We start from the raw sequence: 19,415 nt of genomic DNA on the forward strand, positions 1-19,415 counted from the left end.
GGCACCTCCTCACCCGGTCGTCCCCTCGGTAACCGGAATCGTTACAAAATTCTTACATTCTGACAAGCAGTCGATTCCTTACCTTTTGGTTATATCGCCTGCTGTTCCTCTTCCGCCTCACTCTGCTCGTGCGCCCATTCCTGCGCCGCTTCGACCGCGACGAGGGACGAGGTAGGCATGACACCGACATAGGCAACCGTTTCGTCCACCGGCGTGGCCGGACGTTGCGTCATCCGGTACAGCGAATAGGCCGCCACCGCGAGCATCAGCGTAGCATTGAACAGCCAGAAGATATGGTTCCCGAGCTGGCCCATCAGGTAGCCGGTCAGCAGCGGCCCGACGATGGCGCCCAACCCGTTCAGGAAGATCAGCCCGCCCGAAGCCGCCGCCATGTCGTCGGGTTCCATGTAATCATTCAGATAAGCAATAAGCAATGAATACAAAGGGTTGGCAGACCCACCGATCGCAAAGGCCACCACGATCAGAACCAGGAAGCTGTCGGCCAGAAAGTAACCGCCCAGTGCGAACACGCCCCCCACCGCGGCCACGACCATGATCAGCTGGCGCCGGTCCATCCGGTCCGACACCCAGCCGATGGGATACTGCATCACCAGCGAGCCGACGAAGAACGACGCGACGAAGATGGAAACTTCGCGCACTTCCATCCCGATTTCCGAGGCATAGACCGAGGACATGCCGAAGATCGACGCGAACACGCCACCCATCAGGGTCATCCCCACGAAGCTCAGCGGCGACGCGTGGAACAATTCCGTGAGTTTCATCGCCTTTGTCGTCCCGAAGGCCGGTGTCGGCGAGATCGACAAAAGAATGGGCGCGAATGCGATGGAAACCAGCACCGAGGGAATGATGAAGATCACGAACCCGCCCGGATCGCCGGCGCCGAGAATCATCTGCGCGGCGATGATCCCCATCATCTGCACCACCATGTACATCGACAGCGTCTGCCCGCGGGTCTCGTTGGTGGCGGCGTTGTTCAGCCAGCTCTCGGCAGTGACGTAGACGCCGGAAAAGCAGAACCCGATCACCACCCGCAGGATCGTCCAGGCCCACGGCTCCGTCACCGTCGGGAACAGGATCAGTACCGCCGAGATGAACGACCCCAGCGCCGCGAAGACCCGCACATGGCCGACCCGGCGGATCATTTCCGGCGTCGCGCGCGACCCGCCCAGGAACCCGAGGAAATAGGCCGAGGTCACCAGCGACAGCTCGAAGGTCGAGAATCCTTCCAGTGACCCGCGCACACCCATCAGAGAGGCCTGCAGACCGTTGCCGATCATCAGCAGCCCGATGCCGAGCAGCAAAGCCCAGGAGCTTGCCAGAACCTGTCGCATGTGTTCGCCTCTTATCGTTCCGGTCGCGCGGTCCCGCCTGTTCCGCCCTAACACGGGGGCGCATGGCGGGGTCCTGCCTGTCCGCGACCTACTGCTGTCGTTTCCCGCCGCCGGGTAACAAAAGCGAGGCATCTCCGTAAGAGAAGAAGCGATAACGATTTCTTACGGCGTGGTCGTAAAGAGCAAGCATCCGCTCACGCCCCATCAGCGCCGAAACCAGCATCAGCAGGGTCGACTTCGGCAGATGGAAGTTGGTCATAAGCGCATCCGTGGCGCGGAACTCGAAGCCGGGCGTGATGAAGATGTCCGTCTCGCCGGTCCACGGCACGACCTCCCCCGTTTCGCGCGCCGCCGTCTCGATCAGCCGCAGCGCCGTCGTGCCGACCGGGATCACGCGCCCGCCCGCCGCCTTCGTCGCCGCGATCCCGGCGGCGGCAGCGGCGGTCACCTCTCCCCATTCCGCATGCATCCTGTGCTGCGAAACGTCGTCCACCTTTACCGGCAGGAACGTCCCCGCCCCCACATGCAGCGTCACGTGGGTGAACTCCACGCCTCGTTCGCGCAGCGCGTCCAGCAGGGCCTCGTCGAAATGCAGCGAAGCCGTCGGCGCCGCCACCGCGCCGGTCTTCTCGGCCCAGACCGTCTGGTAATCCTCGCGGTCCTTCGCATCCGCCGCCCGCTTCGCCGCGATGTAGGGCGGCAGGGGCATCGCCCCTTCCCGCTCCAGCGCCGCCTGCAGCGCGTCACCTTCCACGTCGAAGCGCAGCCATGCCTGCCCGTCACCGCGCCCTTCCACGGTGGCAGAGAACCCGCCAAACCGGATCGTCTCGCCGTCCTTCACCTTGCGGAGCGGTTTCAGCAGCGCCGCCCAGCAGCCATCGGCGCGCGGGCTCAGAAGCGTCACCTCGATCCCCGCGTTCACCTCCCCCTGCCCGGTCTCGCGCACGCGAACACCGTTCAGCCGCGCCGGGATCACCTTGGTGTCGTTCAGGACCAGCCGGTCGCCGTGCCGCAGCCAACGCAACAGGTCGGACACATGGCAGTCCTCCTGCCAGTCGTCCCCCGCCACCAGCATCCGCGCCGAAGACCGCGGCCGCGCCGGCCGTGTCGCGATCAGCTCCTCCGGCAGCTCGAAATCGAAATCCGACAGCTTCACTGTGTCACCGCCGGGGGCGCACCCCGAAAGATCTCGCGGAACATGCCCGGCGTCAGGATCGACAGCGGGTTGACCGACACGTCCGGGTTGCCCGCCGTGCCGCCCATGCGGAAGTTGAACCCGAACAGACCCTCGCCCTTGCGGGAAAACACCTGTCCGATGCCGTTGAGAAAGTAGACCGGAGACACCACGCCACGCATATCCATTTGACCGGAGCGCAGGTCATAGATCCCGTCGAGCGAGATGCCAAGAGACGGCCCGATCCCGCTCGACCGCAGCAGCGTCAGCCGCGACGGCGACAGCCGGAAGTCCGCCTCCACCTCCGACATGGTGATGCCGCCGGAATTCATCTGGTCCAGCAGCCCGACGATGGAAATCGCGTTCAGCAGGTCCGTCATTGCCGGGGCCTCGACGATCTTCGCCCGCTTCACCAGCAGCTTGCCGTCATAGACGCCCTCGCCTCCGGTGGGATTCAGCGTCAAGTCGAACGACCCGCCGCGCACGTTCTTCAGCACCCCGGCCGAGGCCAGCACGCCGCCGGCATCGTCGCTGATCAGCCGCACCGCGGAACCCACCGGCGTCGGCACGACCGACCCGGCAATCGGGGTGACCCCGTTCACCTTCGCATTGAACCGGCCCTGCAGCCCTCTGCCGCCGGCGAATTCGCCGTTGAACCCGGTGAACGCGATCCCTTCCGACACGATCAGCCGGTCGAGCCGCAGCGACATCGGCCCGCCGCCGCCACCGCCACCTCCTCCGCCAGACCCGCCAAAGCTGGCCTGCCGCAGATCCACCGTGCCGCCGTTCACCCGGACCGCTGGCGACTGTCCCGGACCGCGCCCGATCAGGGTCACCGGCCCGTCCAGCCAGCCGCCCACGGTGACCCGCGCGAAATCCGCCCGCTCCATGGCGCCGTCCTGGCCAAGGTCGATGATGCCGCTCGCCGAAAGGCCCGGCGCCTCGATCTCCAGCCGGTCGATCGCGGGCGTCTCGCCCAGCCGTCCGGCAACCTCCAGCCGCCCGGTCTGATTCTGCGCCTTGGCCCAGTTCACCGCCGACAGGCGCAGCCCCATCCGGTTCAGATCCGATACCAGTTCGAACTCGGGCGGCTCGCCGCGCGGCAACGTCACCGTGATCGTGCCGACCCCTTCGCCCGTCACCGAGCCCGCAGGCAGACCGATGTTGAACTCGTCCAGGAACGCCTCGCTTAGCGCAACCGTCCCTTCGATCCGCGACTGCCCGCCGCTGTCCGGTCCGAACTCCTGGCTCCACACCACGTTCACCGGCACCTGCCCCAGGTACCCCTCGCCGGAAATCGCAATTCCCGCCGGATTGGCGCGCAGGTCCAGCATATCGGCCCGCACCTCGCGGTCCTTCACCAGCCGGTCGGATTGCAGCCCTTCCAGCGTGCCGGCCACGTCGAACTCGATCTCCTCGAACTGCAGCCGTTTCACCAGGTCAAAGCCCACCGCCGCCTCCATGCGGGCGCGGCCCTCGGCGACATCCGCCTCAAGCTCCGCCTTCGACAGCACGTTGAACGGTTCAAGATCCAGCAGCGACAGCGCCGCGGTGATCGTGCTGTCGGTCTTCAGCGTCAGGTCGGCGCGCCCCGGCTTCCGCGTGACATCGGCGACCGTAAAGTAGGACCCCGCCATGTCGATCGCGCCGCCCAGCGGCGCCTGCATCCGGCCCTCCTCGATCACCGCGGTAAAGCTGTTGCCGACCAGGCTCGAATATCCCGCGGCCCCGGTGATCGGCGGCAGCGTGTCGATCGGCTGCACTGTCCCGCCCTCGAACACGTAACTCAGCGACAGCATGCCCAGCGGCTGCTCCGGGTTCAGCCGGAACGCGCCCGACAGGTCCGACAGGCGGCCGGAGGACACGTTCTTCTCCAGCCAGTCCCGCGTGCCCCTGGCCAGCGCCACCGGCCACATCGCCAGCAGGCGCTTCAGCGAGACAGAATTCATCGACATGTCCAGCGCCACGTCCCAGCCCTGCGCCGCCGAAACCTTGCCGCGTGTCAGCAGGCGCCGCTCCCCGTCGATCAGCGACAGCTGGCCGATCTCGACAGAGAACGGATCTATCCGCAGCCGGAAGTCCGTGGCGCCCTCGGAAAATGTCACCGGCTCCTCGAACAGCCCCTCGGGCTGAACCACCACGTCGCTCAGATGGAACTGGCCGACCAGCGTTTCCGGCCAGCCGCCGACGAAGTCGCGCAGGAACGCCTGTCCCTGTGCCTGGCCCCGCGCCGCGGCGGTCTGCAGCGACAGCGTTTCGAAATCGAGGCGGTTCGCATCCGGGTCGTAGCTCACGCGGGCGGAAGCGGTGTCGATCCGGATCGGCCTGGTCTCCGGCGTCGGCTGCAGCACGCCCTCACCGACATTCAGCGTGCCCTCCAGCCCGCGCAGGTCGCCATCCGCTCCGATCGCCGCCTCCAGGCTGCCCGATATCGGCGCGTCCAGCACTTCGAGGAACGCCAGCGCCGGCGATTGCGCGGCGATATCCCCGGCGGCGGCGTTCTGGAACTCGGCGCGCAGACTCGCCTCGGGCGATCCCTTGTCGGTGGCGAATTCCAGCACGGTGCTGGCCAGGTCCTCTGTCCCGTTGAAGACGTCTGCGGTCACCGTCATGCGGATCGCGTCGGCTGCGTTCTCCAGCTCAATCCGTCCCTCGGTCACCTGCCACAGCCGCCCCGACCGGGCGTCCTCCAGCGTGATCGTCAGCTGGCTGGCAATGATCCGTTCCAGGTGCGTCAGCGGCTCTTTGGCGAAAGCGCCCTCGATCAGATCCAGCACACCCGCAAGCGTGCCGCTGGTGCCGCCGCCCGCACCGAAACTCAGGTCGAACGTGCCGTCCGACAGGCGCCGCACAGTGATCTGCGCCCCGCTGACCCGCAGCGAGCGCATCTCCATGTCGCCGCGCATCAGCGCCGGCGCGGCCACGCGGATACCCACCTCGTTCAGCCGCGCCACTTCGGCGCCGCCGCCATCCTGTATCCCGACATTGCGCAGCCGGACCCGCGGAACGAAAGTCTCGTCGACCGCCACTTCCAGCCCGCCGACCGAAACCCGCCCGCCGCCGATCTCCGCGTTCAGGCGCCGCTCAACCTTTTTCGTCACCCAGTCCGGCGCCGTTACCGGGGTACCGATCAGCGCCATGAACCCCAGCGCGGCGGCGACCAATATCACCGCCACGCTCAACAGCGTCAGCAGACCGACGCGACGGCCCCGCTGTCGTTTTGATAACTTTTCTCTGGAACCTGTTTCACTCATCGGGGTTTATCTTGACGGCATCCGGGCTAGAACTGAACCCAGAGCGCAACCCGCAAATACCTCACGGAAAGGAGCTTTCTGCTCATGCCCGAAAAAGGCCAAGTCGCTCCCGATTTCACACTGCCGCGCGACGGCGGCGGCGAGATCACCCTCTCCGACCTCCGCGGCGGCCCGGTCGTTCTCTACTTCTACCCCAAGGACGACACCACCGGCTGTACCGCCGAAGCACTCGATTTTTCCGCCGCAGCGGACAAGTTCGGGTCCCTCGATGCCACCGTCCTCGGCATCAGCAAGGACACCGTCGCCAAGCACGACAAGTTCCGCGACAAGCACGACCTCGCCGTGGCGCTGCTGTCCGATACCGAGACTTTCGTCTGCGAGGATTACGGCACCTGGGTCGAGAAAAGCATGTACGGCCGCAAGTTCATGGGCATCGAACGCACGACGTTCCTGATCGACGCGGACGGTACGATCGCGCGTGTCTGGCACAAGGTGAAGGTAAAGGGACATGCTGCCGAAGTTCTGGATGCGGTTCGCGACTTAGCGGCCTGATCTGCCGCGCTAAACACAATTCTTGTTCACTTTCTGACGGCGACCGACATTTTCCGCAGGGTTATCGGCGGATTTCCGCCAATGCTCGGCAATATTGTCCCGCGATTTTATGCGCATGTTCACGGTTGTTGCTGTAAGTGCCTTCGAACGCTAAGCACTCCCCCGTGCGGCGTCTGGGGATTTGCGCCGTGCGAAATAAGAATGGGGACCAGGGACAGTGCTTTCGACCTACGGAATGAGGCATCGGATTCATAACTTTTTGGAACGCACCTTCCCGGACCGTCGGATCTTTCTCAGATCCGACAACGACACCCGTTTCATCCGCTTAAGCCCCGCTACCCAGATCATCGCCGTAACCGGCACCGCGCTTTTCGTCGGCTGGGCCATCGTCGCCACCGCCATCCTGCTGATGGACAGCATCGGCTCCGGCTCGCTGCGCGACCAGGCGGAGCGGGAGCGCACGCTTTACGAGGATCGCCTCGCAACCCTCTCCTCCGAACGCGACCTCCGCGCCGAAGAGGCGCTGGCCGCACAGGAGCGCTTCAACGCCGCGCTTGAGCAGATCTCCGAGATGCAGTCGGCTCTGCTTGAATCCGAGGATCGCCGCCGCGAACTGGAAACCGGGATCGAGGTGATCCAGACCACGCTGCGCCACACCATGAAGGAACGCGACACCGCCCGGGCCGAAACGGAAACGGCGCTTGCCCAGCTCGACGGCGTGGTCGCGGAAAACAACTCCGCCTCGCATGCCGATGCCGAGACCACGCTCGACTTCCTGACCGACGCGCTGCAGGTCGCGGCCGCAGAGCGCGACACCATGGCACTGATCGCGGCAGAGGCGAAGACGCGCGCCGAAGAGATGGATCACGAGCGCCTGCTGATGGAAGAGCGGAACGACCGGATCTTCACCCAGCTCGAGGATGCCGTCTCGATCTCCATCGAGCCGCTGAACGGCATCTTCGACTCCGCCGGCCTCGACGCCGACTCGATCCTCGACACGATCCGCCGCGGCTATTCCGGCCAGGGCGGCCCGCTGACCCCGCTCACCTTCTCGACCAAGGGCGAGGCGGAGGATCCCGACAGCCTGCGCGCCAATTCGGTCCTGGAAAAGCTGGACCGCATGAACCTCTACCGGATCGCGCTGCAGAAGACCCCTTTCGCGATCCCGGTCAAGGCCGCCTTCCGCTTCACCTCGCCCTTCGGCATGCGCTGGGGTCGGATGCATGAAGGCACCGATTTCGCCGCCGCGCACGGCACTCCGATCTACGCCACCGCCGATGGCACCGTCATCCATGCCGGCTGGCTGTCCGGTTACGGCAACCTCGTGAAGATCAAGCACGAGTTCGGAATCGAAACCCGCTACGCGCATATGAGCAAGGTGCGCGTGAAGGTGGGCGATAGGGTCTCGCGCGGCGATCGTATCGGTGATATGGGAAATACTGGCCGGTCGACCGGCACTCACCTTCACTACGAAGTGCGGATCGGCGGAAAGCCTGTGAACCCGATGACCTATATCAAGGCAGCCAGAGATGTTTTCTAAGAGCCGAATCAACGAGCCCGGAGCGAAGCCTGCCGAAGAGCAGCCGAGTAGCAAAACCATGACCGAACCCGCTTCCCCGCCCCGCCCGTCCTCTTCCGGCGACTATTCGCCCAGCCCGACGCCCAAGGCCAAGCCGCCGGCATCGGCGCTGTCCGCGGACCTGACCATCGTCGGCAACATCCGGACCACCGGCGACATCCAGGTCGAAGGCAATGTCGAGGGCGACATCCGCGCCCACCTCCTGACCGTCGGCGAAGGCGCCACGGTAAAGGGAGAGGTGGTCGCCGATGACGTCGTGGTCAACGGCCGCATCATCGGCCGCGTGCGCGGCCTCAAGGTGCGCCTGACCTCCACCGCCCGGGTGGAAGGCGACATCATCCACAAGACCATCGCAATAGAATCCGGCGCCCATTTCGAGGGCTCGGTGCAGCGTCGCGACGACCCGCTGACCAAGGACGGCAGCAAGCCCGCCGCTCCGGCAGCGTCTTCGTCGTCCGCTTCGTCGGCCCCGTCGCCGAAACCGGCCTCCGCCAGCAGCTGAGGGCTTGGCGCAGGCGCCAGAGACCGGACTCGTTGACCGGGCATCGCAGACCACTGCGGTGCCCGATTTCATTTCCGGCTTCTGCGATCCCGCGCGGCGCCGCCTGCTGCTGATCGCCGCGATCCTCGCCTCGGCGATGGGGTTCATCGACGGCACCGTCGTCGCCATCGCCATGCCCGCGATGCGCGAGACGCTGGGCGCCACGCTGGCGCAGGCGCAATGGATCTCCAACGCCTACATGCTGACGCTCTCGGCACTGATCCTCAGCGGCGGCGCGGCGGGCGACCGCTTCGGTCTCGCCCGCGTCTTCTCCATCGGCATCGCCGTCTTCATGGCCGCTTCCCTCGCCTGCGCCGCCGCGCCCAGCTCCGGTTTCCTGATCGCCGCGCGGGCCGTTCAGGGCTTCGGCGCGGCCCTGATGGTCCCCGGCTCGCTGGCGCTGATCGCCCGAGCCTATCCCGAGGCGGAGCGCGGCCGCGCCATCGGAATCTGGGCGGCGGCGTCGTCGCTGACCACAGCGCTCGGCCCGGTGATCGGCGGCGCCGTCCTGTCCTTCGGCGGCCCCGAGATGTGGCGCGCCATCTTCGCGGTGAACCTGCCCATCGGTATCGCCGCGCTCTGGCTGATCCGGCGCGCGGTGAACGAGGATACCGGCCAGCCCGGCCAGCCGATCGACTATGCCGGCTCCGTTCTCGCCGTCCTCGGCCTCGGCCTTCTCGCCTGGTCGCTCTCCGCCGGCGGCAGCGCCGCGCAGCGCCTCGCTTTTGCCGCCTCCGGCCTCGCCGCGCTGACGCTGTTCGTCCGGACCGAACGCCGCGCCCCCGCCCCGATGCTCGACCTCACCCTGTTCCGCAACCGCAGCTTCTCCGCCGCGAACCTGCTGACCTTCTGCCTTTACTTCGCGCTCTCGGCGATCCTGTTCTTCCTGCCGATGACCGTGATCGCCGCCTGGGGCGTCACCGAACTCGAGGCGACCGCCGCCTTCGCCCCGCTCTCCGTTTTTATCGCATCCCTGTCCAGCACCGCCGGCAGGCTCTCCGACCGCTTCGGCCCCGGCCCGCCCATCGCGGCGGGGTCCGCGCTGGTCGCCCTCGCCTATGCCGGCCTCGGCCTGACCACGCATCTGATGCGCTTCTGGGACATTGTCGTGCCGCTGATGTGCCTGATGGGCCTCGGCATGTCGCTCGTGGTCGCGCCGCTCTCCGCCGCCGTGATGCAGGGGATAGCCGAACACCGCACCGGCGCCGCCTCGGGCGTGAACAACGCCGTCGCCCGCATCGCCGGCCTCGTCGCGGTCGCGGCGATGGGCACCGTCGCCTCTGTCGCCTATGCCACCGTCATGGTCGCGGTGGCCCCGCCCGACTATGCCGGTCCCGGCAGTTTCGGCGCGCCCGGAACCGACCCGGCCCACCTCGCCGCCAGCAACGGCGCCTTCGCCGCCGTGGCGCTCATCACCGCGCTCCTCGCCACCGCCTCCGCCCTGATCGCCTGGCTCGGGCTCGACCGACGCAGGCGCACCGCCTGACCGCAATACCGATCCGCCCGCTTCTTCTGGTTGAAAATATCCCCGCCGGAGGCTCCCGCAGCAGCCGCCAGCGCGAGGCCGGGCGCTGCACGACGGCTCACACCGGATCGTAAAGAACCCGCCGGTACAGGTGCCATGTCGCATGCCCCAGCACCGGCAGCACGACGAACAGCCCCAGGAACCAGGGCAGCATGCCCAGAAACAGCAGCGCCGCAATGATCGCCGCCCAGACCAGCATCACCCAGAGGTTCGCCACCGTCGCGCGGAAACTCAGCAGCATGGCCGAGACGAAATCCACTTCCTTCTCCAGCAGCAGCGGCAGGCTCACCACCGTCAGCGCGAACAGAACGAAGGCCGCGACGCCGCCCACCGCCAGCTCCACCGCGATCATCGTCAGCCCCTTGGGCGTCAGGAACATCTCCCAGGAGGTCGATACGTTGATCAGGGCCGAGGGTCCCATGAACAGCGCAAACAGCATATGCGCCAGGAAGGACCAGAACAGGAAGTAGATCACGATGATCGCCCCGGCCCAGGGGATCTGCCGGTCCTTCTCGCGCATCACGACGCCCAGCACCGCCCTCAGCTCCAGCCCCTCGCCGTCCTCAAGCCGCCGCGACACCTCGTAAAGCCCGACCGCCGCGAAGGGCGCCACCAGCGGAAAGCCCAGCGACAGCATCAGCGTCCAGGTCCAGTTGCCGGCGCCCAGCATCACCAGCACCAGCCCCGCCAGCGCATAGAACCCGCCGAAGAACAGCCCGTATCCCGGTGCGGTGCGGAAATCCTGCCAGCCGCGCTCCAGCACCACCAGCAGTTCAGACAGTGTCAGCCGCCCGATCTCGGGCAGCGGCGATGCCGCCGCCATCTCCTCCGCCATACGCTCCTCCCCTGATCCTCCCGCCTGCCAGATTTCCCCGGCATCACGCCAATGTCAAAGCGGCGGAGGGACGCGCCCCGGCCAGTCGGTCGCGCCGTGATAGGCCTCTGCCAGCTGCAAGAGCGCCCGGTCGGATCCGCGCGGCCCCGCCAGCTGGATGCCTCCCGGCAGCCCGGCCGCGCCGAACCCGGCCGGCAGCGCCGTGCAGGGCAGCCCGATCAGGCTCACCGGCACCACGCATTCCATCCAGCGGTGATAGGTGTCCATCGTCTGGCCGGCGATCTCCTTCGGCCAGTCCCACTCCGCCGGGAACGGCCAGACCTGCGCCGAGGGCATCACCACCGCTTCGAAATCCCCGAACATCCGCGCCGCCGTCCGGTACCAGTCAGAGCGCAGCGCACTCGCCGCCAGGATCTCCGCATTGGGCAGCGCCCGCCCCCGCTCGATCTCCCAGACCAGCGCCGGCTTCAGCAGGTCGCGCGTCGCGGGATCGTCCATCAGCGCCCCCTGCTTTCCCGCGACCGCCCAGCTCCGCAGCGCGATCCATGCCTCCCACAGATCCTCCGCCGGGAACGGCGGTTCCACCGCCTCCACCGTGCAGCCCAGATCGCGGAACACATCCAGCGCGCTTTCCGCCAGGTCCAGCACGCCCGGCTCCATCGGCCACGCGCCGCCCCAGTCGCCAAGCCAGCCGATCCGCCGCCCGCGCACGTCCACCGCCAGGTCCCCGGCCTCGAACACGGCTCCGGACGGCTGCCGCGGGTCCGGCCCCGCCAGCACCTCCAGCAATGCCGCCATGTCCGAGGGACACCGCGCCATCGGCCCCAGCGTCGACAGGGGATGCAGGAACATCTCCCCCGCCGGCTCCCCGGGCACCAGCCCGTGGGTCGGCCGGTGCCCGTAGACGTTGTTCCATCCCGCCGGGTTCCGCAGGCTCCCCATCATGTCCGACCCGTCCGCGACGCAGACCATCCGCATGGACAGCGCCGCCGCCGCCCCGCCCGACGATCCGCCCGCCGAGCGCGACGGGTCATAGGGGTTCCGCGTCACCCCGTAGACCGGGTTGTAGGAATGCGAGCCCAGCCCGAATTCCGGCACGTTGGTCTTGCCGATGACGATGGCCCCCGCCGCCCGCAGCCGCGCTGCCAGCAGATCGTCCTTTTCCGGCACGAAATCGCGGTAGACCGGCGAGCCGGAGCTCGAAACCACCCCGGCCACCGCCACCAGATCCTTCACCGCCACCGGCACCCCGTGCAGCCAGCCCCTGCGCTCGCCCGCGTCCGCCGCCCGCGCCTCGGCCAGCAGCGCGTCGCCGTCCCGCAGGGCCACCACGGCGTTGACGCTCCCGTTGACCGCCTCGACCCGGGCCAGCGTCGCGCGCATCAGCTCCTCGGCCGACACCTCCCGCGCCGCCAGCTTCCCGGACAGCGCCCTCGCCGACAGTTCCAGCAATTCACTCATACGGCTCCCCTTTCCCACGCAGAAAGCCGCAAAACCCGCGCCCCGGCAAGCCGTCAAAGCACAGCCCCGCCCGCTTCTTCTGGTTGAAAATATCCCCGCCGGAGGCTCCCGCAGCTGCCGTTCGCACCGCCGCCGGGAGCGGGCGTCACGGCTCCGATGTCAGAAAAAGCCGCGCGCGGCAGCGCACATTTGAATACGCAGATACCGGGGCGCCAGGGCGCCGCCCGTTCGCGCCTGAAACCGTCCACTGGACGGTTTCCGAGACGGCGCTCACTCCTCCGCCGTCGCCTCCGCGCGGCTCTTGCCCGAGACGTCCATCGCCAGCGTCGCGGCCATGAACCCGTCGAGGTCGCCGTCCAGCACCCCCTGCGTGTCCGAGGTCTCGAAACTCGTCCGCAGGTCCTTCACCATCTGGTAGGGCTGCAGCACGTAAGACCGGATCTGGTTGCCCCAGCCGGCCGATCCTTTGTTCTCGTGCGCCTCGTTGATCGCCGCATTCCGCTTGTCCAGCTCCATCTGGTACAGCCGCGACTTCAGCGCCTTCATCGCGATGTCCCGGTTCTGGTGCTGCGACTTCTCCGACGAGGTCACGACGATCCCGGTCGGCGCGTGGGTGATCCGCACCGCCGAGTCGGTGGTGTTCACGTGCTGCCCGCCCGCCCCCGAGGAGCGGTAGGTGTCGATCCGGATATCCGCCGGGTTCACCTCGATCTCGATATTGTCGTCAACCACCGGATAGACCCAGACGCTCGCGAAAGAGGTCTCGCGCGTCCCCTTGCCGAACGGCGAAATCCGCACCAGCCGGTGAACTCCGCTTTCCGATTTCAGCCAGCCATAGGCGTTCGGACCCGAGATCTTGTAGGAAACCGACTTGATCCCCGCCTCGGTGCCCGGTTCCTCCGACTGCAGCTCCACCTTGTAGCCGCGCCGCTCGGCCCAGCGCACATACATCCGCTGCAGCATCTGCGCCCAGTCGCAGGCCTCGGTGCCGCCGGCGCCCGCGTTGATCTCCAGGAAGGTGTCGTTGCCATCGGCCTCGCCGTTCAGCAGGGCCTCCAACTCCTTCGCCGCCGCCTTCTCCTGCAACGCCTTCAGCGCCGCCTCGGCATCGGCCACGACCTCGGCATCGTCCTCCATCTCGCCCAGCTCGATCAGCTCGATATTGTCGTCAAGCTCCTGCGCGATCCCGTCCGCATCCGCGATCTTGTCGACCAGCGCCTGCCGGTCGCGCATCAGCTTCTGCGCATTCTCCGGATCGTCCCACAGCGTGGGGTCCTCGACCCGCGCGTTGAACTCCTCCAGCCGGTGTTGCGCGGTGTCGTAATCCATCCTCTGGCGCAGCAGCGCCAGCGACTTGCGGATTGTTTCGACGGCATTCTGAGTCTCGGCGCGCACGGCGGTTGGGTCCTCTGGCAGGGGTCAGGCAGGGATCATGCAATACCCGAGCCGCCGCAGCGGAGCAAGCGGAAGGACGTCCGGCTAATTGCCGGCCATCCTTCCGCCGCAGCCGGCGAGCAGTTCCGTGAGTAGTCGCTCTGCCGTCTCTTCAAGATCGTGTTCGAACCGGACGAGCCCCTCGCCCCGCGCGTATCGCGACAGGTCGAGAAGTACCTCGAAGACCCACTTGTTACGCGGCCCGTCCGGTCCACATGGTCCGCCGGCATTCGCCAGCGTCGCGACCATTCTTTCGATCCGCCGCCCGCTTCCGGCGGTGGACCGGTTCTTCCTGCGCCCGACATGCGCCAGGTCGTTCTGCATTTCGTCGCCCTCGTCTCCGGCCTCGTGCTGGCCCGTATCGGCCCCGTGCCGGCCCCCGTCGCGGCGTTCGTAACTTGCGCTCTCTCAAACCGCTTTGGACCCGGTTTCGGAAGTATGTACGGGTACATTTCCGGGAAAATCCGGCCTCCGCCGCACAACCCTTGCCGTCCAAGGGCAGGAATCGGCTATGCTTTCACGTGCAGACGAGTGAACCAGGGAAGGCCTTCATGCAGCCCGGCATCCCGGACCAGGACCTGAACCGCGCCGTTGAACGGCTCGAGGCCAGCGGCCATCTCAAGCCCGGCTCGCGGATGCACCGGCTGCTCACTTATCTTCTCGCGGCGGAGACCGAGGGCCGCGGCGACGAGGTCAAGGCATATGCGATCGCCGTGGACGTGCTGGACCGCGGCGAGGATTTCGACCCGCAGGAAGACAGTATCGTGCGGGTCGAAGTCGGGCGCCTGCGCCGACTGCTCGACAATTACTACTCCACCGATGGCAGCGCGGACCTGCTGCAGTTCCGCATTCCCAGTGGTAGTTCCCGGGTAGAGGTCGTGCCGCAGGACGCCGGGCCGGAACCGGAGGAAAAGCCGCCGCCGGCTCCCATGCGCAACCGGCTCCTGCTGGCGCTCGCCGCGGTCGTGATCCTTGCCGCCGGCTTCGCGGGCGGCGGCTATTGGGTCTATCGCCGCCTGAGCGAGCCGGAACAGATCGTCCGCACCGACACCCCGATCCTCGAGGTCCGCTCGATCCACGACGCCGTCGGCGACCCGGACCTCGCCTATGTCGGCCCCGCCCTGCAATCCGTCCTGACCCGCGAGCTGTCGCATTTCCGCACCCTCCGCGTCCGCAGTGCCGGCCCGGACGCCCCGAACGTCACCGTTCCCGGACGGCCCGGCACCGATTTCGTGCTCAGCGGCGTGCTCGCGCCGGGCACGGGTGGAACCGATCTGGAACTGGTCCTGACCGACGACGCGACCGACACCGTGCTGTGGAGCGACCGTCTGCCGATCGACACCGACGATCCCGAACTCGCCGCGAGCCTGCAGAACTGGATACAGGAAGCGGTCGTCAGCATCGCCGCCCCCGGCGGCGCGATCCCGGCAGAAGAAATGCGCAGGCTCGAGGATCGCCTGAAGGCCGAGGCATCGGAGGACTGGGAATACCTCTGCTATCTCAAATGGCACGCCTATGACCTGACCAAGGATTCACGGCATGAACGGCTCGCACGGGTCTGTCTGGAGGCGCTGATCGAACGGGGCACGACTGACGGGCGCATCTGGGCCGCCTATGCCTTCATGTCCTTCCTCGACTGGACAAAGACCGGCGCCGGCACCGATCACCCGCTGATGGCCCGGGCCGAAGACGCCGTCCACCGCGCCACCACGCTCGATCCGCTCGGGGCCGAGGGCTTCGAATACCTCGCCGGCATCCTGCTCGCCCGTGGCGACACGGCCGCCGCGGCGGACGCCTACGATGCCGCCTGGGAGCTGAACCCGTCGAAACCGGATATCCACGTGGCGCGCGGCTGGCAGCAGATGCTGTCCGGCGAGTGGGACGAGGGGCTGGCGAATGTCCGCGCCGGCACCGCGCTGACGCTGAACCCGCCCGGCTGGTTCCGGATCCCGCTGTCGATCGACGCCTTCACCAAGGGCGACTTCCACGCCGCCCGGACCCAGGCGGTGCTGATGCTGGTCTCGGGCGACGAGCGCGGCCGCATTCTCGCGGCCCTGGCAGCCGCCGAAGCCGGAGAGCAGGACGCGGCACAGCGCCATCTCGCCGAGCTTCAGGCCAGTGGCCGGACCGTCGCCTCCGCGCTGGACGAGATCCGCGCCGTCTTCAACCACCCCGAAACGATGGCGGCCTACGAGGAAGCGGCGTCGAGACTGCTGGGCGAATAGACCGCCGCGTTCAGCGCCGTGCCGTGCACATGCTCCGACGGATCCCGGCCCACCACGCGCCGCCTGCGCGCGATGAACAGCTTGCCCCAGCCGCGCATGGTGCCGACCGAGGGCGCCGACGGATCGCAGGGAAACCGCTCCCGCCAGCCCTCCGGCAGCGGCAGACCGCAACCTTCCGCCTTTTCCAGCATCCAGACCAGCGGGATGTTCGCCAGCGGCCGCGCGTCTTCGAATCCCGCAAGCTGGCCGCCGATATCGCCATGCGCGCCGCGGAACCAGACCTGCTCCACCTCGCCCTCGTGCCCCGGCATCGTCGTCCAGATTACCGGGTCGAAGGCTTCCCGCGTCTCGTCCATCGCCAGCGCGTGGTAGCCGTGCTTGATATGCGCGCCCAGCTCGTGGTTATGGAACAGGTGCGCCTTCTCGGTCCATTGCCAGACCACCGGCAGCCGCAGCCCCAGCGCCTTTACCGTATCCCAGACGCCGACCATCTCGATCTGCACGCCCGGATGATGGCAGCATCGGCGCCGGAACAGCCGCGCGATCTCGCTTTCAGAGGATTGCTCGTAATAGCGGTAGGCCAGCCGGATGTTCCGCTCCGTCGCATGCTCCGACTGCAACAGCCCGACGCGGTCGATCAGCCCCGCCAGCGAGCGTACCGCGTAGGCGCCCCGCGAATAGCCGAAAAGGAAGATCCGGTCCCCCGGATGATAGCGCGAGGCGATCACCCCATAGACCCGCCGGATCTGCCGGTTGATGCCGCGCCCCTCGATCACGTCGCGGGAATTGCGCCAGCTCTGCCACTGGATGCCCGCCTCGTAACGCAGGTTCAGCCGGTGTTCCGGCGCGACCTCGCAGAGCAGCTTGTAAAGCCGCCCCGCATTGGTCTCCAGTCCGTCCTCAAGCGTGGATGCCGTGCCGTCCAGGATCACCACGTGATCCACCCGCCCCCGTGCCGGTCCGGTCGGTGCGCGGCCGAACCGCGGTCGCAACCGCAGCCAGCCAAGGATGCGGTCGCGTAGGCGCATTGGTCATGTCCGCGGTCGGGTCATCGCTCAGGCAGCGTTAAGCATCTCCCATACCCGCAGGGGGGTAAAGGGCATGTCAACATGGCGGACGCCGCGGTCCCACATCGCGTCCAGAGCCGCGTTGGTGACGGCAGCCAGCGCGCCGACCGTGCCGGCCTCGCCGCAGCCCTTCATCCCCATCGCGTTCGCCGTCGACGGCACCGGTTCCGAGTTGAAGGCCACCCACGGCATGTCATAGGCGCGCGGCATCGCGTAATCCATGAAGGTCGCGGTCAGAAGCTGCCCGTCCTCGTCATAGACCACCCGTTCCGTGATCGCCTGACCAAGCCCTTGGGCGACTCCGCCATGCACCTGACCTTCGGCCAGCATCGGGTTGATAAGGTTGCCGAAATCGTCGACGACTGTATACTTGACCACCTTGGTCACGCCGGTATCCGGATCGATCTCCACCTCGGCGAAATGCGCCCCGTTGGGATAGGACCGGCCCGGGATCGTCGCCTTCTCGCGGAAGGTCAGCAGGTCTTTCCGCCCCTTCGCCCGCGCCATCTCGGCGGCCTCCAGGAAGGTCGGCGTCAGGTTCGAGCCATCGGCCCGGAACCGCTCGTCGTCGAACTTCACGTCTTCCGGCTTCACGCCCATCTCCTCGGCGAGGAAGGACGAGTACGCCTTCACCATCACTTCAACAGTGTGCAAGGTCGCGTTATTCTGTGTCGTGACAGAGCGCGAGCCACCGGTTCCGCCGCCTTCGGCGATCCGGTCGCTGTCCCCCTGAACGAAGCTGATCTTGTCCAGCGGAATGCCGGTCTGGTCCGACAGGAACTGCGCGAACACCGTCTCGTGCCCCTGCCCGTTCGACTGCGTACCGACATAGATCGTCGCGGTGCCGTCGTCGTTGAAGTCGACCTGCACATGCTCGCTCGGGTTCCCGAGGATCGACTCGATGTAATAGCTCAGCCCGATGCCGCGCAGCTTGCCTTCCGCCGCCGATTTCTCGCGACGTGCCGCGAAGCCGGCAAGATCCGCCTCCTGCTCCGCCCGGCTCAGCACCTTGTTGAAGTCGCCGACGTCATAATTCTCGCCCGTCGCGGTGGTATAAGGGAACTTGTTCACCGGGATGAAGTTCTTCCGCCGCAGCTCCAGCGGATCGACGCCCAGCTCCCGCGCGGCATTGTCCATCGACCGTTCCAGCGCATAGATCGCCTCGGGCCGTCCGGCCCCGCGATAGGCATCCACCGGCACGGTGTTGGTATAGATCCCCTTCACCTCCAGCAGCGTATCCTGGATGTCATAGGTCCCGGTCAGCACCCGCGCGAACAGGAACGACTGGATCATCTGCGCGAAGCCGGAGTTGTAGGCGCCAAGGTCGCTCAGCGTCTTCACCTTGTAGCCGACGATCTTGTAATCCGCGTCGAAGGCCAGCTCGGTCGTCGAGGTCAGCGCCCGCCCGCCATTGTCGGTCAGCATCGCTTCGGTCCGGTCCGACATCCAGCGCACCGGCTTGCCGGTCAGCTTCGCCGCCAGCGGCAACGGGAAATATTCCGGATAGGTAAAGCCCTTCATGCCGAAGCCGCCGCCGACATCCGGCGTGGTCACGCGGATATCCTCGGCTTCCATCTTGTAGGCCCCGGCCAGTTCGCCCTTGAAGCCCCAGACACCTTGTCCGCCGTAGCAGACATGCAGTCGGTCGCCGACCCATTCGGCAAAGGCGCCGCGCGGCTCCATCGAGTTCACGATGATCCGGTTGTCGCCCACGTCCAGCTTCACAACATGCGCCGCGCCGGCAAAGGCTTTCTCGACCTTCTCGGCGTCGCCCTCGCAGAAATCGTAGGCCAGGTTGCCCGGCGCTTCTTTCGGGTGCAGATCCTCGCCGCCTTCGGCCAGATCGATCTTCGCCGGCAGCTCGTTGTAATCGAACTCGATCAGTTCGGCGGCATCCTTCGCCTGCGCCAGCGTCTCGGCGACGATGCAGACCACCGGCTCGCCGACGAACCGTACCCGGCCCTTCGCCAGCATCGGCCGCAACGGCGCGGCCCCCTGCGAACCGTCCCGGTTCGGCGCCTGGCTGCCCGCCATGCCGATATCCATGCCGTGCGATTCCAGATCTTCCGAGGTCAGAACGCAGGCCACGCCCTCGGCCGCCTTCGCCTCCGACACGTCGATAGAGACGATCTCGGCATGCGCTACGGGCGAACGGAAGTAATAGGCGAACAGCGCGCCGTCGGGAACGATGTCATCGACATACCGGCCATGCCCCGTCACCAGTCGCAGATCCTCGACGCGTTTGACCGGCTGGCTCTTTCCGAACTTTTCCATAAGGGGCTCCGTGAATTGGCTGAATGGCTTTCCGGCGAACCTTATCCGCTGACGCCGCCGTGTCCAGCATTGCAGCAGCCTTGCATGCGGGTTTCCCGCCGCCCCTTCCACTCGGACCCCGCTCGCGTTATGGGAAGCACCG

General features: G+C 67.0%; 14 protein-coding genes. 5 read left to right on the forward strand and 9 right to left on the reverse strand.

Annotated features, from left to right (window positions below):
• Positions 1-89: 89 nt before the first annotated feature.
• The 3 genes from HCO70_RS11355 to HCO70_RS11365 all read right to left on the reverse strand — a co-directional run bounded on the left by HCO70_RS11355 (position 90) and on the right by HCO70_RS11365 (position 5,780).
• On the reverse strand, positions 90-1,352 hold the full coding sequence (locus HCO70_RS11355) for an MFS transporter (protein WP_172295932.1): 1,263 nt from the start codon (positions 1,350-1,352) through the stop codon (positions 90-92).
• Between the two features lie 88 nt (positions 1,353-1,440).
• A complete protein-coding gene (gene queA, locus HCO70_RS11360) occupies positions 1,441-2,508 on the reverse strand; it encodes a tRNA preQ1(34) S-adenosylmethionine ribosyltransferase-isomerase QueA (RefSeq protein ID WP_172295934.1) in 1,068 nt (355 codons plus the stop codon).
• The gene (locus tag HCO70_RS11365) at positions 2,505-5,780 is read right to left on the reverse strand and encodes an AsmA family protein (protein ID WP_172295936.1); all 3,276 of its coding nucleotides are present in this window, start codon (positions 5,778-5,780) and stop codon (positions 2,505-2,507) included. The genes queA and HCO70_RS11365 overlap by 4 nt, the downstream gene beginning before the upstream one ends.
• 84 nt (positions 5,781-5,864) lie before the next feature.
• Here HCO70_RS11365 and bcp point away from each other — a divergent pair, with 84 nt between their 5' ends.
• The 4 genes from bcp (at position 5,865) to HCO70_RS11385 (ending at position 9,938) form a co-directional block, all read left to right on the forward strand.
• Complete coding sequence (bcp, locus tag HCO70_RS11370; protein ID WP_172295938.1) at positions 5,865-6,332, forward strand: thioredoxin-dependent thiol peroxidase; 468 nt, start codon at positions 5,865-5,867, stop codon at positions 6,330-6,332.
• Positions 6,333-6,567: 235 nt separating this feature from the next.
• Complete coding sequence (locus HCO70_RS11375; protein WP_172295940.1) at positions 6,568-7,872, forward strand: M23 family metallopeptidase; 1,305 nt, start codon at positions 6,568-6,570, stop codon at positions 7,870-7,872.
• Positions 7,862-8,413, forward strand: a complete 552-nt coding sequence (locus tag HCO70_RS11380) for a polymer-forming cytoskeletal protein (RefSeq protein ID WP_172295942.1) — start codon at positions 7,862-7,864, stop codon at positions 8,411-8,413. The genes HCO70_RS11375 and HCO70_RS11380 overlap by 11 nt, the downstream gene beginning before the upstream one ends.
• Positions 8,414-8,417: 4 nt before the next feature.
• The gene (locus tag HCO70_RS11385; protein ID WP_253913161.1) at positions 8,418-9,938 is read left to right on the forward strand and encodes an MFS transporter; all 1,521 of its coding nucleotides are present in this window, start codon (positions 8,418-8,420) and stop codon (positions 9,936-9,938) included.
• Between the two features lie 97 nt (positions 9,939-10,035).
• Here HCO70_RS11385 and HCO70_RS11390 read toward each other — a convergent pair whose 3' ends face one another.
• The 4 genes from HCO70_RS11390 to HCO70_RS11405 all read right to left on the reverse strand — a co-directional run bounded on the left by HCO70_RS11390 (position 10,036) and on the right by HCO70_RS11405 (position 14,031).
• The gene (locus HCO70_RS11390) at positions 10,036-10,812 is read right to left on the reverse strand and encodes a DUF2189 domain-containing protein (protein WP_172295944.1); all 777 of its coding nucleotides are present in this window, start codon (positions 10,810-10,812) and stop codon (positions 10,036-10,038) included.
• A gap of 54 nt (positions 10,813-10,866) precedes the next feature.
• Entirely contained in the window at positions 10,867-12,273 is a 1,407-nt protein-coding gene (locus HCO70_RS11395) for an amidase (protein ID WP_172295946.1), read from the reverse strand.
• A 270-nt stretch (positions 12,274-12,543) separates the two neighbouring features.
• The gene (prfB, locus tag HCO70_RS11400; protein ID WP_172295948.1) at positions 12,544-13,668 is read right to left on the reverse strand and encodes a peptide chain release factor 2; all 1,125 of its coding nucleotides are present in this window, start codon (positions 13,666-13,668) and stop codon (positions 12,544-12,546) included.
• Positions 13,669-13,752: 84 nt separating this feature from the next.
• Complete coding sequence (locus HCO70_RS11405; protein ID WP_172295950.1) at positions 13,753-14,031, reverse strand: hypothetical protein; 279 nt, start codon at positions 14,029-14,031, stop codon at positions 13,753-13,755.
• A gap of 227 nt (positions 14,032-14,258) precedes the next feature.
• Here HCO70_RS11405 and HCO70_RS11410 point away from each other — a divergent pair, with 227 nt between their 5' ends.
• Entirely contained in the window at positions 14,259-15,932 is a 1,674-nt protein-coding gene (locus HCO70_RS11410) for a hypothetical protein (protein ID WP_172295952.1), read from the forward strand.
• On the opposite strand, the gene HCO70_RS11415 is transcribed toward HCO70_RS11410, so the two are convergent.
• Positions 15,896-16,960 carry a DUF2235 domain-containing protein gene (locus tag HCO70_RS11415; RefSeq protein WP_172295954.1) on the reverse strand — a complete coding sequence of 355 codons (1,065 nt, stop codon included), beginning with the start codon at positions 16,958-16,960 and terminating at the stop codon, positions 15,896-15,898. The genes HCO70_RS11410 and HCO70_RS11415 overlap by 37 nt on opposite strands.
• A 27-nt stretch (positions 16,961-16,987) precedes the next feature.
• Complete coding sequence (locus HCO70_RS11420) at positions 16,988-19,273, reverse strand: xanthine dehydrogenase family protein molybdopterin-binding subunit (RefSeq protein ID WP_172295956.1); 2,286 nt, start codon at positions 19,271-19,273, stop codon at positions 16,988-16,990.
• Between the last annotated feature and the right edge of the window lie 142 nt (positions 19,274-19,415).

The sequence above is a fragment of the Pseudoruegeria sp. HB172150 genome (genome assembly GCF_013184805.1).
Classification (GTDB): Bacteria; Pseudomonadota; Alphaproteobacteria; order Rhodobacterales; family Rhodobacteraceae; genus Psychromarinibacter.

What these genes read in the sequence shown, in the direction of transcription:
- HCO70_RS11355 (WP_172295932.1), bottom strand. Translation starts at nt 1,352, where the DNA reads ATGCGACAGGTTCTGGCAAGCTCCTGGGCTTTGCTGCTCGGCATCGGG.
- HCO70_RS11365 (WP_172295936.1), bottom strand. Translation starts at nt 5,780, where the DNA reads ATGAGTGAAACAGGTTCCAGAGAAAAGTTATCAAAACGACAGCGGGGC.
- bcp (WP_172295938.1), top strand. Translation starts at nt 5,865, where the DNA reads ATGCCCGAAAAAGGCCAAGTCGCTCCCGATTTCACACTGCCGCGCGAC.
- HCO70_RS11375 (WP_172295940.1), top strand. Translation starts at nt 6,568, where the DNA reads ATGAGGCATCGGATTCATAACTTTTTGGAACGCACCTTCCCGGACCGT.
- HCO70_RS11380 (WP_172295942.1), top strand. Translation starts at nt 7,862, where the DNA reads ATGTTTTCTAAGAGCCGAATCAACGAGCCCGGAGCGAAGCCTGCCGAA.
- HCO70_RS11390 (WP_172295944.1), bottom strand. Translation starts at nt 10,812, where the DNA reads ATGGCGGAGGAGATGGCGGCGGCATCGCCGCTGCCCGAGATCGGGCGG.
- HCO70_RS11395 (WP_172295946.1), bottom strand. Translation starts at nt 12,273, where the DNA reads ATGAGTGAATTGCTGGAACTGTCGGCGAGGGCGCTGTCCGGGAAGCTG.
- HCO70_RS11405 (WP_172295950.1), bottom strand. Translation starts at nt 14,031, where the DNA reads ATGCAGAACGACCTGGCGCATGTCGGGCGCAGGAAGAACCGGTCCACC.
- HCO70_RS11410 (WP_172295952.1), top strand. Translation starts at nt 14,259, where the DNA reads ATGCAGCCCGGCATCCCGGACCAGGACCTGAACCGCGCCGTTGAACGG.
- HCO70_RS11415 (WP_172295954.1), bottom strand. Translation starts at nt 16,960, where the DNA reads ATGCGCCTACGCGACCGCATCCTTGGCTGGCTGCGGTTGCGACCGCGG.
- HCO70_RS11420 (WP_172295956.1), bottom strand. Translation starts at nt 19,273, where the DNA reads ATGGAAAAGTTCGGAAAGAGCCAGCCGGTCAAACGCGTCGAGGATCTG.